At 67.6% G+C, this 16,586-nt stretch carries 16 protein-coding genes; 7 read left to right on the plus strand and 9 right to left on the minus strand.

Annotated features, from left to right (window positions below):
- Position 1: 1 nt before the first annotated feature.
- The 4 genes from OG394_RS18725 to OG394_RS18740 form a co-directional block, all read right to left on the minus strand.
- On the minus strand, positions 2 to 1,261 hold the full coding sequence (locus OG394_RS18725) for an ABC transporter permease (RefSeq protein ID WP_328996683.1): 1,260 nt from the start codon (positions 1,259 to 1,261) through the stop codon (positions 2 to 4).
- Complete coding sequence (locus OG394_RS18730) at positions 1,258 to 2,373, minus strand: ABC transporter permease (protein ID WP_328996684.1); 1,116 nt, start codon at positions 2,371 to 2,373, stop codon at positions 1,258 to 1,260. Before OG394_RS18730 ends, OG394_RS18725 begins: the two co-directional genes overlap by 4 nt.
- Positions 2,373 to 3,830 (minus strand): ABC transporter ATP-binding protein, encoded by a 1,458-nt coding sequence (locus OG394_RS18735; protein WP_328996685.1) that lies wholly within the window; start codon positions 3,828 to 3,830, stop codon positions 2,373 to 2,375. The genes OG394_RS18730 and OG394_RS18735 overlap by 1 nt, the downstream gene beginning before the upstream one ends.
- Before the next feature lie 180 nt (positions 3,831 to 4,010).
- A complete protein-coding gene (locus tag OG394_RS18740) occupies positions 4,011 to 5,066 on the minus strand; it encodes a BMP family lipoprotein (protein WP_328996686.1) in 1,056 nt (351 codons plus the stop codon).
- A 210-nt stretch (positions 5,067 to 5,276) separates the two neighbouring features.
- On the opposite strand from OG394_RS18740, the gene OG394_RS18745 reads away from it, so the two are divergent.
- On the plus strand, positions 5,277 to 6,464 hold the full coding sequence (locus OG394_RS18745; protein WP_328996687.1) for an amidohydrolase: 1,188 nt from the start codon (positions 5,277 to 5,279) through the stop codon (positions 6,462 to 6,464).
- Positions 6,465 to 6,507: 43 nt separating this feature from the next.
- Here OG394_RS18745 and OG394_RS18750 read toward each other — a convergent pair whose 3' ends face one another.
- Together OG394_RS18750 and OG394_RS18755 are read right to left on the minus strand one after the other, a co-directional pair.
- On the minus strand, positions 6,508 to 8,088 hold the full coding sequence (locus tag OG394_RS18750) for an acyl-CoA mutase large subunit family protein (protein ID WP_328996688.1): 1,581 nt from the start codon (positions 8,086 to 8,088) through the stop codon (positions 6,508 to 6,510).
- A gap of 78 nt (positions 8,089 to 8,166) precedes the next feature.
- Entirely contained in the window at positions 8,167 to 9,432 is a 1,266-nt protein-coding gene (locus OG394_RS18755; protein ID WP_328996689.1) for a hypothetical protein, read from the minus strand.
- A 250-nt stretch (positions 9,433 to 9,682) separates the two neighbouring features.
- On the opposite strand from OG394_RS18755, the gene OG394_RS18760 reads away from it, so the two are divergent.
- Entirely contained in the window at positions 9,683 to 9,916 is a 234-nt protein-coding gene (locus OG394_RS18760) for an AbrB/MazE/SpoVT family DNA-binding domain-containing protein (RefSeq protein WP_328996690.1), read from the plus strand.
- A 6-nt stretch (positions 9,917 to 9,922) separates the two neighbouring features.
- Entirely contained in the window at positions 9,923 to 10,285 is a 363-nt protein-coding gene (locus tag OG394_RS18765; protein WP_328996691.1) for a hypothetical protein, read from the plus strand.
- A gap of 42 nt (positions 10,286 to 10,327) precedes the next feature.
- On the opposite strand, the gene OG394_RS18770 is transcribed toward OG394_RS18765, so the two are convergent.
- Positions 10,328 to 11,428: a Gfo/Idh/MocA family protein gene (locus OG394_RS18770; protein WP_328996692.1), complete on the minus strand. Its 1,101-nt coding sequence runs from the start codon at positions 11,426 to 11,428 to the stop codon at positions 10,328 to 10,330.
- A complete protein-coding gene (locus OG394_RS18775; protein WP_328996693.1) occupies positions 11,425 to 12,168 on the minus strand; it encodes a sugar phosphate isomerase/epimerase family protein in 744 nt (247 codons plus the stop codon). Before OG394_RS18775 ends, OG394_RS18770 begins: the two co-directional genes overlap by 4 nt.
- A gap of 260 nt (positions 12,169 to 12,428) precedes the next feature.
- Between OG394_RS18775 and OG394_RS18780 the strand changes: the two genes are divergently transcribed.
- Both OG394_RS18780 and OG394_RS18785 read left to right on the plus strand, forming a co-directional pair.
- The gene (locus tag OG394_RS18780; RefSeq protein WP_328996694.1) at positions 12,429 to 13,544 is read left to right on the plus strand and encodes a glycosyltransferase family 4 protein; all 1,116 of its coding nucleotides are present in this window, start codon (positions 12,429 to 12,431) and stop codon (positions 13,542 to 13,544) included.
- A 1-nt stretch (position 13,545) separates the two neighbouring features.
- Entirely contained in the window at positions 13,546 to 14,652 is a 1,107-nt protein-coding gene (locus OG394_RS18785) for a glycosyltransferase (RefSeq protein WP_328996695.1), read from the plus strand.
- 3 nt (positions 14,653 to 14,655) lie between these two features.
- On the opposite strand, the gene OG394_RS18790 is transcribed toward OG394_RS18785, so the two are convergent.
- The gene (locus OG394_RS18790) at positions 14,656 to 15,465 is read right to left on the minus strand and encodes a hydrolase (RefSeq protein WP_328996696.1); all 810 of its coding nucleotides are present in this window, start codon (positions 15,463 to 15,465) and stop codon (positions 14,656 to 14,658) included.
- 257 nt (positions 15,466 to 15,722) lie between these two features.
- On the opposite strand from OG394_RS18790, the gene sdhC reads away from it, so the two are divergent.
- Positions 15,723 to 16,115, plus strand: coding sequence for a succinate dehydrogenase, cytochrome b556 subunit (sdhC, locus tag OG394_RS18795; RefSeq protein WP_328996697.1), 393 nt, complete (start codon positions 15,723 to 15,725; stop codon positions 16,113 to 16,115).
- Positions 16,116 to 16,118: 3 nt separating this feature from the next.
- Complete coding sequence (locus OG394_RS18800; RefSeq protein ID WP_328996698.1) at positions 16,119 to 16,580, plus strand: succinate dehydrogenase hydrophobic membrane anchor subunit; 462 nt, start codon at positions 16,119 to 16,121, stop codon at positions 16,578 to 16,580.
- Positions 16,581 to 16,586 lie beyond the last annotated feature (6 nt).

Below are 16,586 nucleotides of genomic sequence, written 5' to 3' on the forward strand. Positions count from 1 at the left end.
CCTATCCAGCCTGGCCGCGGCGATATCGCACACCGTCGGCCGCGGGCATCCGCAACCGCTGGGAGGCGAGCCCGAGCACCAGGATCGTGGTCACGTACGGCGTCATCCGGGTGAAGTCGGACGGTACCGCGTCGGTGGTGAAGAACCAGAGCGCGAACGCCAGGCCGATCAGCAACGACATCACCGCGGGGAAGCGCAGACCGCGGCGGTACTGCAGCACCGCCACCCCCAGCAGCACGATCGCGATGATGATCAGCAGCGCGTGCACCGCCTCGCCGCCAGCGCGGAGCTGAAGCGCGTCGGTGTAGCCAAAGAGTCCGGCACCGAGCACCAGGCCGGCCGGACGCCAGTTGCCGAAGATCATCGCCGCCAGGCCGATATAGCCGCGGCCGCCGGTCTGACCGTTCTGGTAGAGCCCGGACGAGATCAGCACGATGAACGCGCCGCCCAGTCCCGCGATCGCGCCCGAGACGAGCACGGCCATGAACTTGTACCGGTAGACGTTGACGCCGAGCGTCTCCGCCGCCGTCGGGCTCTCGCCACAGGAGCGCAGCCGCAGCCCGAAAGCCGTTCGCCACAACAAGAAAGCGCTGCCCACGATCAACGCCACGGCCAGCAGCGTCAGGATCGACAGGCCGGTCGTGATCGCGCCGACGAGCGAGGCCAAGTCGGAGACCAGGAACCAGTGTTTGGCCTCCAGCGAGCCCATCGCATCGGACAGACCCGGCACCGTGATCGACAGTGGTGCGTCGATCGGCGGCGACTGGGTCGGCCCGCCACCCTTCAGGCCGGAGAAGAACGTGTCGGCGAGGAAGGCCGCCGTACCGATGGCGATGATGTTGATCGCCACACCGGAGACGATGTGGTCGACCCCGAACGTCACCGTCGCCAACGCGTGCAAGGCCGCACCCAGGGCACCGAAGATCATCGCGCCGACGATGCCGGCCCAGGGGCCGTACCAATAGCCGAAGTAGCCCGCGCCGATGGTGCCGAGGATCATCATGCCCTCGAGGCCGATGTTCACCACGCCGGCGCGTTCCGACCACAGACCCGCCAGCGCGGCCAGGGCGATCGGCACCGAGGCGTTGACCGCCTCCCGCAACGTTCCGGTCGAGTCCATCTCGTTCGCCCCGGTGAGCACCCGGACGAAGGAGATCAGGCCGAAGCCGAGCAACAACCAGATCCAGATGCTGATCCGGCGCCGGATCACCGGTTCCGCGGGGGCCGCGGCCGGGAGCAGTTCATCAGGAGCCACGGTCATCGGGTCGCCTCCGGGGTCGCCTCGGCCGCCGGGGCCGAGCTACTGAGTTCCGCTGCCACCCGCTGTTGCTCCAGCGCGGCGCGGTACCGGCGGACCACCTCGTAGGCGATCACGACGGTCAGCACGATCACGCCCTGGGTGATGGCGATGATGTCCGGTGACACCTCGGCGTTGATCTCGAGCAGGTTGCTCTGCTCGGCCAGGTATGAGAACAGCAGCGCGCCGAACGCGATACCGATCGGGTTGTTCCGGCCGAGCAGCGCCACCGCGACACCGGCGAAACCGATCCCGCTCTGGAACGTCGTGCCGTAGGCGTGCGAACTGCCGAACAGCAACGGCATCCCGATCAGACCGGCCACCGCACCACTGATCAGCATCGAGACCACCACCATCCGGCGGACGTCGATACCGCTGGCCACGGCGGCGCTGGCCGACGTACCGGTCGCACGAAGGTTGAAGCCGAACTTGGAGCGGTTCAGCAGCACGCTGTACGCGATACCCCCGAGCACGGCCAGTACGGACAGACCGAGCAGCTCGTTAGGGGCCGACGGCAACAACGGGATACCGGCCACCCAGCTGTCCTCGGGCAACGTCTTGGTGGCCAGGTTGCTGCCCGTGGTGACACCGACCTGGCGCAGCAGGTACGCCGTCAGGGAGACCGCGATGGCGTTCAGCATGATCGTCGAAATGACCTCGCTGATACCCCGCGTCACCTTCAGCAGACCGGCGATCGCGGCCCACGCGGCACCGACGACCATGGCCAGCAGGATCGCCACCAGCACGTTCAGCGGGCCGGGCAGCCAGCCGTACGACGCGAAGACCGCGGCGGCGAACACCGCCACCCGGTACTGGCCTTCCACGCCGATGTTGAACAGGTTCATCCGGAACCCGATCGCGGCGGCCAGGCCGGACAGGTAGAGGATCGACGCGTTGTTGATGATGTTCACGACGTTGCGCTCGGCCGGAGCCGAGAAGATCGTGCTGAGGAAGCCCGATACGGAACTGCCCGAAGCGAGCAGGATCACACACGTGATCAGCAACGCGACGATGATCGCGAGCACCGGCGCCGCCAGCGCGAGGCCGATCCTGCGCGCGTCGAGCTTGCCGCCCATCACTGTTCGCCTCCGGCACCGGTCATCGCCGAGCCGAGCTGCTCGGGCGTCACTGAATCGGGATCGAACTCGCCGACCAGCCGGCCGCGCAAGATCACCTGGATCTGGTCGGACAGGCCGATCAGCTCGTCCAGGTCGGCAGAGATCAGCAGTACGGCGAGGCCGCGCCGCCGGGCCTCGCGAATGTGGTCCCAGATCGCCGCCTGCGCGCCGACGTCCACGCCGCGGGTGGGGTGCGCCGCGATCAGCAGCACGGGATCGCCGCTCATCTCGCGCCCGACCACGAATTTCTGCTGGTTACCGCCGGAGAGCGCGCGCGCCGTGGTGTCGATGGACGGCGTACGTACGTCGTACTGCTCGATGATCCGGTCGCTGTCCTTCCGGGCACCTGCTTTGTTGATCCAGGCGCCACGCGAACTCGGCGCACGATCCTGGTGACCGAGAATCCGGTTCTCCCACAAGGGGAAGTCCAGCAGCAGGCCGTGCCGCTGCCGGTCCTCGGGGATGTAACCGATGCCGAGGTTTCGGCGGTCCGCGGTCGACCAGGTGGTGATCTCCCGGTCGCCGAGCAGCACCCGGCCGGACGCGGCCGGACGCATGCCCATGATCATCTCGACCAGCTCGGTCTGGCCGTTGCCCTCGACACCGGCGATACCGAGCACCTCGCCGCGGCGGATGCGCAGCGACACGTCGTCGAGCAGCGCCCGGCCGCCGGGGCCCGGCAGCGTCACGTTCTCGACGGTGAGCTGGACCGTCTCCGTGACCGTCGACTCCTCCGTACTCGGGGAGGGCAGTTCGGAGCCGACCATCAGTTCGGCGAGCTGCCGCGAGGTGACCCCGGCGGGCTGCACGGAGGCAACCGTCGTACCGCGTCGCATCACCGTGATGTCGTCGGCGACCGCGAGCACCTCGTCCAGCTTGTGCGAGATGAACAGCAGCGTGTGGCCCTGGGCCTTCAGCTCACGCAGGTTGCCGAACAGCGCGTCGACCTCCTGCGGCACCAGCACCGCGGTCGGCTCATCCAGGATGATGAGCTTCGCGCCGCGATAGAGGACCTTGAGGATCTCGATCCGTTGCCGCTGGCCGACACCGAGATCCTCGACCATGTCGTCGGGCTTCAGGCCGAACCCGTAGGTGTCGGAGAGTTCCTTGATCTTCGCCTTGGCGCGGCTGCCGATGCCGTACAGCTTCTCGGCGCCCAGAACGACGTTCTCCGCGACGGTGAGGTTGTCGGCCAGCATGAAGTGCTGGAAGACCATCCCGATCCCGTGCTTGATGGCGTCGGACGGCGTGTGCAGGACGACCTGCTCGCCGTTGACCTCGATGGTGCCCTCGTCCGGCTTCTGTACGCCGTACAGGATCTTCATCAACGTCGACTTGCCCGCGCCGTTCTCCCCGACCAGGGCGTGCACGGTGCCGGACCGGACGTCGATATCGATGTCATGGTTGGCCTTCACGCCGGGAAAGCTCTTGCCTATCCCGCGAAGACGAACGGCCAGCGTCGCTGTGCTGGTGCTGATGTCACACGCTCCCAGTTCCCTCCGGCGACACCCTTGTCGCCGGCTTTGCCGCCGAAACGAGCCTCGGGCCCGGACGAGAACGCTACCGCGTCACCGGCCGAGCCCGAGAAACAATCGTCAGAGTTTCGACGGGGCCTTCAGCTCACCGGAGATGAGCTTCGCCTTGTACTCCTCGATCTTCGGGGCGATGTCGTCGATGAAGCCACCGCTGGTCGCGTAGCCGACACCGTCGCGCTTGATGTCGTACACGTCGAATCCGGCCTTCGAGGTGCCTTCCTTGACCAGCTTCACGTAGTCGAACACCGCGACGTCTACGCGCTTGAGCGACGAGGTCAGGATGTGCTTCTGCTGCTCGGCCGAGGCGCCCTGGTACTGGTCGGCGTCGACACCGATCGCCCACTTGCCCTCGCCCTCGGCGACCACGGCGTCGAACAGACCGTTACCGGACAGGCCCGCCGCGTGGAAGACGATGTCCGAACCGGCGTCGTACAGCGCGGTCGCCGCGGTCTTGCCACCGGCCGGGTTCGCGAACGCCTTCTCGTTGGCCTGGTCGGACAGCCACTTCATCTCGACCTTGATCGACGGGTCGACCGCCGCCACACCGGCCTTGTAGCCCGCGGCGAACGGGTCGATGATCGGGCCCGGTACACCACCGATGAAGCCGACCTTCTTGGTCTTGGTCTTCAGCGCTGCCGCGACACCGACCAGGAACGAGCCTTGCTCGACCGAGAAGACCAGGTTCGTGATGTTCGGGCCCTCGGCGAAGCCGTCCACGACGGCGAACTTCACGTTCGGGTACTCCTTGGCGACCTTGTTCACCTCTTCGGTGTAAACGAAGCCGACGGCAACGACCGGGCTGTAGCCCGCCTCGGCGAGCGTGCGCAGCCGCTCTTCCTTGGCCGAGTCCGGCTCATCCGCCCCCGCCTCGGACTCCTCACAGGTCGCGTCCAGGTCAGTCAGGGTCTTCGCTACACCCGCTGCGGCCAGATCGTTGAAGGATTTGTCACCACGGCCGCCGATGTCGTACGCCAGGCCGACCTTGGGACCAGCGCCTTCCTTGTCAGCGCACAGTTCGTCGCTGCCGGATGCACCGGTGTTCTCCTTCTTCGCACAGCCCGCCAAAACGAGCGCCACCGTGACGGCGACTGCCGCCAGCTTGGTCGTGTGCCGCAAGATGCCTCCTCGATCAGGTGGAAGCCCAATCGGGCATCCGATCCGCCACGATAGACCCGGTTTTGCCGCCCAGCCATCAATGATGCCCGCGCTTAATTCTCGTTACTGAATCGTAGTTTCACTCCGTCACGCTCCGATCGGCCCCGGTCGCCACCGGTGAGAACGGCGATCCGTGGCTGTCCGGGTGCCCGGCGATGGGACAATCGCCAGATGACTGCTGGTAAGACGCTGCTGCTCTCCGACGTGAAATCCCGGGTTGACGAGGTCCGGGACGAGGCAGTGGCGATTCGCCGGGACCTGCACGCGCACCCCGAGCTCGGCTGGCATGAGGAGCGCACCACCGAGGTCCTGCGGCAGCGTCTGCTCGAGGCCGGGCTGTCCCCACAGGTATTGCCGACCGGCACTGGGCTGATCTGCGATATCGGCTCCGGCGACACGTGTGTGGCACTGCGGGCGGACATTGACGCATTGCCAGTCACTCAGACATCCGTAACGCCGTATAGCTCGACACACGCCGGTGTGAGCCACGCCTGCGGGCACGACGTCCACAGCGCCGCCTTGATGGGTACGGCGCTTGTGCTGGCCGGGATGTCCCGGGACGGGCTACTCGACCGGCGCGTGCGACTGATCTTCCAGCCGGCCGAAGAGGTTATGCCCGGCGGTGCGCTCAGTGTGATCGCAGCCGGCGGTCTGGAGGGCGTGCACCGGATCTACGGGCTGCACTGCGATCCGCGGCTAGAGGTCGGTCAGATTGGCCTACGCGTCGGTGCGCTCACTGCGGCGGCAGACCGCGTGCTGGTGCGGTTGACCGGTCCTGGCGGGCATACGTCGCGGCCGCACCTCACCGGCGACCTGGTCTACGCCTTGGCGACACTGGTCACGGAGTTGCCGGCGGCGCTCTCGCGGCGGGTCGACCCGCGGGCTGGGATGTCGCTGGTCTGGGGTCGCATCACGTCGGGCTCCGCGGCCAACGCCATCCCCGCACGGGGTGAGGCGGAAGGCACCCTGCGCTGCCTCGACGTGAGCGCTTGGCGCCTCACGGCCGAGCTGATCCCGTCCCTGGCCGCACAACTCGTCTCGCCGTACGGCGTCCAGGTCGAGATCGAGGTCACCCACGGCGTACCACCGGTGATGAACGACGCGCTCGCGATCGACGTACTGCGTAAATCCGTCGAGCAGACTCTCGGCTCGGCGGCGGTGGCCACGACCGACCAGAGCCTTGGCGGTGAGGACTTCGCTTGGTATCTGGAGCACGCCCCGGGCGCGATGGCCCGCCTTGGCGTACGCCCGGTGGGCGTGGCGTCTGCGGCCGATCTGCACACGCCTGGCTTCACGCCGGACGAGAGCGCTATCGCCCTCGGCACTACCGTTCTCGCCGCCGCAGCCCTCTTGGACTAACGGCGGCTGTTTTTAGAACGTGCCGGCGGGTTTTAGGCGGGTTTTAGAACGTGTCGGCGGGGATGTAGACGCCCCAGACTTCGCGAAGGGCGTCGCAGACCTCGCCGACGGTGGCGCGGGCCTTGAGCGCGTCCTTCATCGGGTAGAGGCAGTTGTCGCTGCCCCGGGCGGCCGCCTTGAGCTCGTCCAGCGCCTTGTCGACGGCGCCTTGGTCGCGCTCGGCGCGGAGGCGGGCGAGGCGCTCGACCTGCTGGGCCTCGATCGCGGGATCGACGCGGAGCGGCTCGTACGCGTCTTCCTCGGCCAGCTTGAACTTGTTCAGGCCGACGACGACCCGCTCGGCCGAGTCGATCTGCTGCGCGATCCGGTACGCCGAGCGCTCGATCTCCTGCTTCTGGAAGCCCTGCTCGATCGCCGCGACGGCACCGCCGAAGTCCTCGACCTGTTCCATCAGCTCCCGCGCGGCGGCCTCGACCTCGTCGGTCAGCGCCTCGACCACGTACGACCCGGCGAACGGGTCCACGGTCGCGGTGATGTCGGTCTCGTAGGCCAGCACCTGCTGCGTTCGCAACGCCAGCCGGGCGGCCTTCTCGGTCGGCAGCGCGATGGCCTCGTCGTACGAGTTGGTGTGCAGGGACTGCGTTCCACCCAGTACGGCGGCCAGGCCTTGCACAGCAACGCGAACGAGGTTGACCTCGGGCTGTTGCGCGGTGAGCTGGACGCCCGCGGTCTGGGTGTGGAAGCGCAGCATCAGGGACTTCGGGTTCTTCGCGTTGAACTCGTCGCGCATCACCTGGGCCCAGATCCGGCGGGCCGCGCGGAACTTCGCGACCTCCTCCAGCAGCGTCGTACGGGAGACGAAGAAGAACGACAGCCGGGGCGCGAACTCGTCCACGTCGAGGCCGGACGCGACCGCGGCCCGGACGTACTCGATGCCGTCGGCAAGGGTGAACGCGATCTCCTGCGCGGGCGTCGCACCGGCCTCGGCCATGTGGTAGCCGGAGATGGAGATCGTGTTCCAGCGCGGCAGTTCGGTCTTGCAGTACGCGAAGATGTCGCTGATCAGGCGCAGCGACTCCTTCGGCGGATAGATGTAGGTGCCGCGGGCGATGTACTCCTTGAGCACGTCGTTCTGGATCGTGCCGGTGAGCTTGCCACCGTCGACGCCCTGCTCCTCGGCGACCAGTTGGTAGAGCAGCAACAGCACCGAGCCGGGCGCGTTGATCGTCATCGACGTCGACACCTGGTCCAGCGGGATGCGGTCGAAGAGCACCCGCATGTCGTCGATCGAGTCGATCGCCACGCCGACCTTGCCGACCTCACCGTGCGAGATCTCGGCGTCGGAGTCGTAGCCCATCTGCGTGGGCAGGTCGAACGCGACGGAAAGGCCCATCGTGCCGGCGTCGATCAGCTGGTGGTAGCGCTGGTTCGACTCGGCGGCGGTGCCGAACCCGGCGTACTGCCGCATGGTCCAGGGGCGCTGCGTGTACATCGTCGGGTAGACGCCGCGGGTGTATGGGTACTCGCCGGGCTCGCCCAGCTTCACGGCTGGGTCGAATCCCTCGAGCTTGTCGGGGCCGTAGACGGGGGCGAAGTCCCAGCCCGACTCGGTCTGGTGGCTCATAGTTTTCAACGTTAGGCCCGGACCCCTCGAACCGATACATCACGCGCGGTGACATCCCCCACGTCGCCGCCGACTACGTCACATTTGCTCGTACGCCGCGGCTGGCAGGCGCTCGATCAGGTCGCAGGCGAGGTCGGTCAGCTGGTCCGCGAGCGCCTGATCCGACAGCCGTCCGTCGGCCATCACGCACAGCGCGGCTTGCTTGAGGTGGCGGATCGTGCCGGCGGGCGCGGGGTCCAGATACTCGGTCAGGAAGGTGATCCTTGTTCGCTCGGCCCGCGGATCAGAGGCCAGCCAGGAGGTCACCTCCGGCGTCAGCACCGCTTTGGCGAAGTCGGGCCGCGCCGTGCCGGTGACGAATCTTCGGTCAAACGCCTCGTCCCCAGTTGGCACCTCGTCGTCGAAGTGGGTGATCCAGGACGGAGCGAGCACCCGGGCCGGGAGCGAGAGGGTGGGCCACGTCACCACCGGTACGGCGATCTTGACGACCACCGTCCAGGTCTCGACCTTCCACTGCTCGATCAAGGCCTCGTATCGCTCGATCTCGTGGCCGCGATGCGTCAGGCGCTGCAGGAAATGCACGGCGCCGGCCGGGGTGTCGCCGAGGACGTCGGCCGGGATCGCGCTCACCGGCGTACCTCGTTCGTCCGCGGCGAAGTCGGCGTACACAAAGGACGGGATCAACTCGAAAACCTTCGCGGCGTACGACGCGAGCGCGCCCAACTCGTTCCCGTTCTCGACCAGCCCGTCCCGCCAGACGACCAACGCGCGCCCTTCCAGCCTGACGCTGAAGCCCTCATGGTCGAGCAGGTAAGCCATCAACCGCGGATTCACCACCGCGTGCGCGAAGCGATCGTCATCCGCCACCACCCGGAAGGCCGCGTTGAACCGCCCGCTCTCAACCTCCAGATCAGACCCACGTACGGCATCAACCGCCACCTCACGCCGTACGGTCAACGCCGGAACCGCCCCCGGCAGCTCGACTACCGCCGCAGCCCGAACCCCACTGCGAACCCCACTCGTCCCAACGCTCGAACTCTGCTCCGCATCAGGCAGGTAATACCAACTGAACTGAACCAACAACGCCGACCGACCGGCAATCCGCCCTTGCAGCAAATCCTGGACGTCCCGGCTGGTCCCATGCCCAAACGGCTCAGCCGGCAAATACCCCAACAACTCGTCGGAACCCCGCGTATACCGCCACCCGTTCCGAGTCCCCCACCAACTAACCAGCTGCTTCCGCTCCGCATGCTCCTGCGCCAGCACCGACCGCCACAACGCCCCCGCCCCCGCCCCCACCACCACGAGCCCACCCATCACCACCAAAACCCCGATCCACCACATCCCCCCACCCAACCAAACCCCCACTCCAGCCAGTGGCCCTGTTGGGTAGGTTCGGCGCCCTATTCCGAGTGTCGACCCTCGGAATGGGGGGTGGACTCGCCAAATTTCGAGGGCCGGCTCCCCATTCCGGGTGCCGACACCCGGAATAGGGAGCGGCTAGTGCCGACGGCGGGCGAGCGGCTGAGCAGATCGCCATTCGTGCACTGGAAGATGATTGTCGACAGGAACTCTTACGGACCAGGAGTGCACGATGCGCATCACGTCGAAAGGACGGGTCACCATCCCGATCGCCGTACGTCGGCAGCTCGGGCTCGATGGGGGTGATGAGGTGCGGATTGTGGTGGACGGGGACAGCGCACGCGTCATCCGGGTTGTCGGTGACGAGTCCGCTGGTCGGCGGCTGGCGCGCCGGCTCCGTGGCAGTGGGTCGAGCGGCATGGCCACGGACGAGATCATGGAACTGCTACGTGGCGGAGTGGGATGAGGGTTCGTGTGTGAGTACGGCGTTGATCGCGACGAGCTTTGCCTGGTCCATCTCACCGTGGCGCCGGAGGACGAGCCGGGGCCGGACACATTCCACGGCGGCGCGCGAGGTACGGACGGCTTCGGCGGTACGACGTACGGGCCGATGCGGTTTCAAACGCGGTTCACCGGCACGATGCTGATTGGTGCCGAGTACAACAACGCGAACTACCGGACCAGGGGTGCTCCCCTGCCGTGGATGTACGACCAGGTGCGCGAGCTCGTCTTCGCCGAAGGCCGGCTGATCTCCACGCTTGACCGCTCGGCCGACATGGCCCGCCTCCACGAAGCCGACACGGTCCGCTACTTGCGCCGGATGAGCGCGAGGTGACGGTTGATGGGGCGAGGGGTACGGCCTCGCCCCACCTAGGGGTTAGACCGTGGTGGCGAAGGGGTCCCAGTCTTCGGGGAGGGTTTCGGGGGCGGTGACGGTGCTGGTTACGTCTACGAAGGCGCCGGAGTCGACGGATTCGCTGACGGAGACCATGGCGTCGACGACGTGGTGGGCGAGGTCGCCGGTGGCGCGGTGTGGGCGGTCGGCGCGGATGGCGCGGGCCATGTCGAGGACGCCGGTACCGCGTTCGGCGGCGGCCGTGACGTTGGCGACGGTCTCCCATTCGCCGTCGCGGCGGATCAGCTTGATCTCACCGTCGAAGCGGTTGGGGTCGGGCAGGGACAGGGTCGCCTCGGTGCCGGTGATCTCGACGAACCCGTGCCGGCCGAGCGGTGAGTCGAAGCTGAAGATGTTCTGCGACGACTGGCCACTCTCGAACTTCGCGATCATGCTCACGTGACTCGGCACCGTCACGTCAAAGTCGGTCCCGGCCAACGGACCCGAGCCGATCGTGCGCGTCGGCCGCGACGTCGAGCCGATACCGGCAACAGCGCCGACCGGACCGAACAGCTGCACCAGCGCGGTCAGGTAGTACGGGCCGATGTCGAACAGCGGGCCCGCGCCTTCCTGAAAGAGGAACGCCGGGTTCGGGTGCCACGACTCCGGGCCGGGCGACTGGAACAACGTCAGTGCGGTCAGCGGCGTACCGATGTCACCCTTCTCGATCAACCGGCGAGCCGTCTGCAGCCCCGGGCCGAGGAAGGTGTCCGGCGCACAACCGAGGCGTACGCCGGCGTCGGCGGCCGTGGCGAGCAGCTTGGCGCCGCTGTCCCGGTCCATCGCGAACGGCTTCTCGCTCCACACATGCTTGCCCGCGGCAACGGCAGCCAGCGCCACCTCGACGTGAGCGACCGGGATCGTCAGGTTGACCACGATCTCGACGTCCGGGTGGGTCAGCACCACCTCGGGCGAACCGTGGCTGGCGATGCCGAACTCCTCGGCCTTCGCCTGGGCCGCCTCGGGCCGCAGATCGCCGATGGCGTGCACGACGACATCGGGGAAGCTGGTCAGGTTCTTGATGTACGTGTCACTAATGACACCTGCGCCGATAACGCCGACGCCGACGGGACCGGTGCTCATGCGCCGGCCTGCTGCAGGAAGGCGTAGCTGCCGCTGACGGCGTCGAAGATCTCGCCCTCGAAGTCGTCCAGCTCGACCACGGCGAGGCGACCCGGCGCGGCGGCCAGGAAGTCCTTGACCGGGATGACGCCCGAACCGACGGCGACCTGGGCCTTGTTGTTCAGCGTGCCGTCGCCGTCCTTGATGTGCAGGGCGACGACCCGCTCACCGAGGCGCTTCAGCAGCGCCGGTACGTCGGCACCGCCGACCGCGGCCCAGTAGGTGTCGATCTCCAGCACGATCTCCGGCGCGAGATGCTCGACGAAGACCTCCAGCGCGTGCCGGCCGTCGAGCATCGAGGCCAGCTCGAAGTGGTGGTTGTGGTAGCCGATGGTGATGCCGTGGTCCTCGGCCTGGTGCGCGACCTGGTTCAGCTGGACGGCGATCTGCTTGACGTCCTCGGCGGACTGCCAGCGGGCCGGGTCGGTGTAGGGGTCGATCACGGTGCCGATGCCGAGGCGCTTGGCGGCCGCGAAGGCGGGCTCGAGGTTACGGCCGAGCAGGCCGGCGTGCGTGGTCGGCGCGGTCAGGCCGTGCTTGGCCAGGCCGTCGGCGAGCTGGGACTCGAATTCGACCAGGCCGAACGGCTCGACCTGCCGATAGCCGATCTCGGCGATCCGGGCCAGGGCGGCGTCGAAGTCCCGCTCCAGTTCGCCACGGACGGTATAGAGCTGGAGGGATAGGCGGTCAGCAGAGAGCACGGTTGCTCCTCGAAGCGGCGGGTCAGGTCCGGGAGAACGCTCTCTCCCTCGTGAAGTGATCCTACGGACCCTCGCGCTGAACCGGTCAAGTGGAAAGCCCGCAGTCTGGACGGAGACATTCGGTTACCGGCTGGTCACCTATCGGTCGCACCCGCGTCGTCCGCCGGATATCGGCCGGGGGTTGAGCCGACCACGGCCCCACCGCTGCCCGACATACCCGATTGGCCAAGGGTTCACCCGGCGTCGGGAACCTTCGAAGTGTGAGGATCGTGATGGTCGCCGAATCGTTCCTGCCACAGATCAACGGCGTGGCGAACACTGTTCGTCATGTCACCGACCGGCTGGTCGCCCGTGGGCACCAGCCACTGATCATCGCCGCCGGCCCCGGTCCCGACCATTACGGCGACGTGCCGGTGGTACGGGCCCGCAGCTTCGGCATCCCCGGCTACCGGGCGTTCCCGGTCGGTCTGCCCGATCCCGCGATCGAGCGCGCGATGGCCGATTTCGCGCCCGACCTGGTGCATCTGGCCTCGCCGTTCGTCCTGGGCGCGTGGGGCCTTCGCAGCGCGCGGCGCCTGGGCTTGCCGACCGTGGCGGTGTTCCAGACCGACATCGCCGGATTCGCCCGGCAATACCCGTGGGCCGTGCGCGCCGATCGTGGCGTCTGGGCCTGGGTACGGCGGTTGCACTCGCGGTGTGACCGCACGCTCGCGCCTTCGTCCGCGTCGATGGCGCAGTTGGTCCAGGCCGGCGTACCCCGGGTCCAGCACTGGGGGCGCGGCGTCAACCTCGACCTGTTCGACCCGGGTCTGCGCGATGACGCGTGGCGCCGGGAGATCTCCCCCGACGGCCGTCCGATCGTCGGGTACGTGGGCCGGCTCGCCGCGGAGAAGCACGTACGCCGGTTGAGCGAGCTGTCCGAACTCGGCTGTCAGGTGGTGATCGCGGGTGACGGTCCGGACCGTGCCGCACTGGAACAGACGTTGCCGGGTGCGGCCTTTCTCGGCATGCGCCGGGGCGCCGACCTGGCCCGGATCTTCGCCAGCCTGGACGTTTTCGTGCACACCGGCGAACACGAGACGTTCTGCCAGACCATCCAGGAGGCGCAGGCCTCCGGCGTGGTGACCGTCGGACCCGCGGCCGGTGGCCCGGTCGATCTGATCAAGCCGGGTGAAACGGGCCTGCTCTTCGACCACAAGACGCCGGGCGCTCTCCGGCAGGCGGTGCACAGCCTGCTGGCGGATCCCCAGGCCCGGCAGGCGATGGCCGAAGCCGGCCACAAACGGGTCCAGACGCGGACCTGGCCGGCCGTTGTGGACGACCTGATCGACCGGCACTACGCCGAAGTCACCTTCAGCCAGAAACGGGCGGCCTGACATGCAGCGGATAGCCCAGCTCGCGAACTTCGTCGGCCCCACCTCGGGCGGCATGCGGACCGCGATCGACCACCTCGGCCAGGGATATCGCGCCGCCGGCTTCGAGCGCGTCCTGGTCACCCCCGGCGAACGCGATGCCATCAGCGAGGACGAGAACGGCATCGTCATCCGCCTTCGCGCGCCCCGGATCGGCGGCGGCTACCGGCTCATCGCCGAACCCTGGCGGGTGATCGAGGCGCTCGAGCGATTCCGGCCGACGACCGTCGAGATCTCGGACAAGTCGACCCTGCTGCCGGTCGCGCACTGGGCCCGGCGCCAGGGCATCGGCTCGATCCTGTTCAGCCACGAACGGCTGGACGCCATGGTCTCGCTCCGGACCGGCCGCCAACTCGGGATCGCGGCCGGCGTCGGCGCGTTGTACCGGCTGCTCGGGCGGACGTACGACGCGATCGTGGTGACCTCGCGCTTCGCCGCCGCCGAGTTCGGCGAGGTGTCGACGCCATTGGTACGCATCCCGCTCGGCGTCGACCTCGACACGTTCCACCCGTCCCTCGGCACACCGGCCGCGGACGGCGTACTGAAGCTTGTGCACGCCGGAAGGCTCTCGCGCGAGAAGAGCCCGCACCTGGCAGTTGCAACGGCCGTAGAGCTGCACAGACGCGGCATCCCGGTCAGGCTCGACGTGTACGGCTCTGGGCCACACCTGGACGAGCTAGTCGCCATAGCCGGGTCTGCGCCTGTGAAGTTCCACGGCTACGTCGATGGGCGTGTGGAGCTGGCTCGCCGCCTTGCTCAGGCAGACGTGGCTCTGTCGGTTTGTCCGGGCGAGACGTTCGGACTGGCGGTGCTGGAGGCTCTCGCCGCTGGGACGCCAGTAGTCACCGCTGATACGGGTGGCGCTCGTGAGTTGGTAGACGCGGGGTGTGGCGCGTGGGGCGCCCCTCGTGCCGACAGGCTCGCGGACGCCGTACTGGAGCTTGTACGACGTCCGGAGGCTGCCCGTCGTACCGCTGCCCGGGAAAGGGCTGAGCGGTACGACTGGCAGACCTGCGTTGACCGGATGCTTGCCCTGCACAACCGGCTCACCTGGAACCGCCGCGCCGCTTGACCCTTAGGTCAGGTGGTCGTAGTCCCCACGCGTCCAGGCGATGTGGCGATCGGCCGAGAACCGCAGGATGGCCCGCGCGTCCGACGTGATGACGTTGTCGAAGTTGCCGTAGACCCGGTCGAACTCGTACTGCTCGACGGCCTTGGTCACCCGGTCGACGACCGCGCCCGACAGCGGGATGCGGTTCGGGTAGCTGCGCATGAAGCTGGCCGACTTACCACCCGGGTTCGGGAAGATGGTGTCGCCGCTGAGCAACACGCCGCGCCCTTCGGCACCAGCGGCCCAGTGCACGACGCCACTGCCCTTGAAGTGACCACCCGGCTGGAACAACGTCACGCCCGGCAGGATCTCCAACGGCCCGGTCCAGGTCTCGATGACCGGATCCGGCCGTGCCACCCACTCCTGGTCCGCTTCGGCCACCAGGACCGGCACCCCACCGAGGGCCCGGCTCCACTCCACCTGGACGCCGTACATGTGCGGGTGGCTGGCCACGATGGCCTTCACCTCGCCGTACGACGCGACCAGCGCGGCGCCGTCGGCATCGACGTACCCGATCGGGTCCCAGAGCAGGTTGCCCGCGGGCGTCCGCACCAACTTGGCCTGCTGGCCGATCCCCACGCCCGGCTCGGACTCGATCGCGAACAGGTCCGGCTCTCGTTCGCTCAACCGGACCTTGTGGCCGGCGGCCTGGAGCTCCTCGAGCGTCGTCCAGTGCTGGCCGTCGACCGGCACCCACTGCCGCTCGTCCGCGCAGATCGCGCACACGTCCGGTTGCGTACTGTGCTCAACGGCACAGGTCTTACAGATCCACATTCGCCCTCCCAGATCAGCGGTTTTCTACAGTCCACAAGTTCAACCCCTGTGGAGGTCAAGTGAATAGGCGAGAGCGATGTCACATGGGTGGTGGCCAAGTCGGCGTACTGCTGCGGTTAGCATCGAACACGGCCTGGTTTTCGCCGGGCCGAGCCTTGACTTGCGGGGCCTTCTGACGGCCACCGGCGGCAACGCCGACGACGACTGCCAGCGATGCCCTCAGTCGGCTCTGGTCGTCGTCCGATCGGAGGATCGGTTTGCCCAGCAAGCCACTGACCCGTCCCCCCGGCACCCTCTACCGGGGCCATGAGGGCATGTGGTCATGGGTCGCGCATCGGATCACCGGTGTGGGGATCTTCTTCTTCCTGTTGGTGCACGTGCTCGACACGGCTTTGGTGCGAGTCTCGGCCGACGCCTACAACGAGGTGATCGGCACCTATAAGAACCCGATCGTCGGCCTGATGGAGATCGGCCTGGTCGCCGCGATCCTCTTCCACGCCTTCAACGGCATCCGGCTGATCCTGGTCGACTTCTGGGCCAAGGGCCCGCGGTACCAGCGCCAGATGATGATCGGCGTCGGCGTGCTCTGGTTCGTGCTGTTCGTCCCGTTCGTGGTCCGCCACCTGATGCACGTGTTCGGAGGGCACTGAGCCATGAGCACACCAGAGATCGTCACCCCGCGGTCCAGCACCCGGGCCCGCTCGGTCAAGGGCGGCGGCCGGAACCGGTCCGGCCAAACCAACTTCGAGCTGTACGGCTGGCTGTTCATGCGGCTGTCCGGCCTCGCCCTGGTGGTGCTGGTGCTCGGCCACCTGTTCGTGAACCTGTTCCTCGGCGACGGCATCCAGGGCATCGACTTCGCCTTCGTGGCCGGCAAGTGGGCCAGCCCGTTCTGGCAGGTCTGGGACCTGCTGATGCTGTGGCTGGCCATGTTGCACGGCACCAACGGCCTGCGCACGATCATCAATGACTACGCCGAGCGGGACCAGTCCCGGTTCTGGCTGAAGATGTCGTTGTTCACGGCAAGCATCGTGGTCGTCGTGCTCGGCACGCTGGTCATCTTCACCTTCGACCCCTGCCTCGACCCCAGCTCCACGCTGTCGGTCTGCAAGTAAGGAACT

It is taken from the genome of Kribbella sp. NBC_01245 (assembly GCF_036226525.1).
Classification (GTDB): Bacteria; Actinomycetota; Actinomycetes; order Propionibacteriales; family Kribbellaceae; genus Kribbella.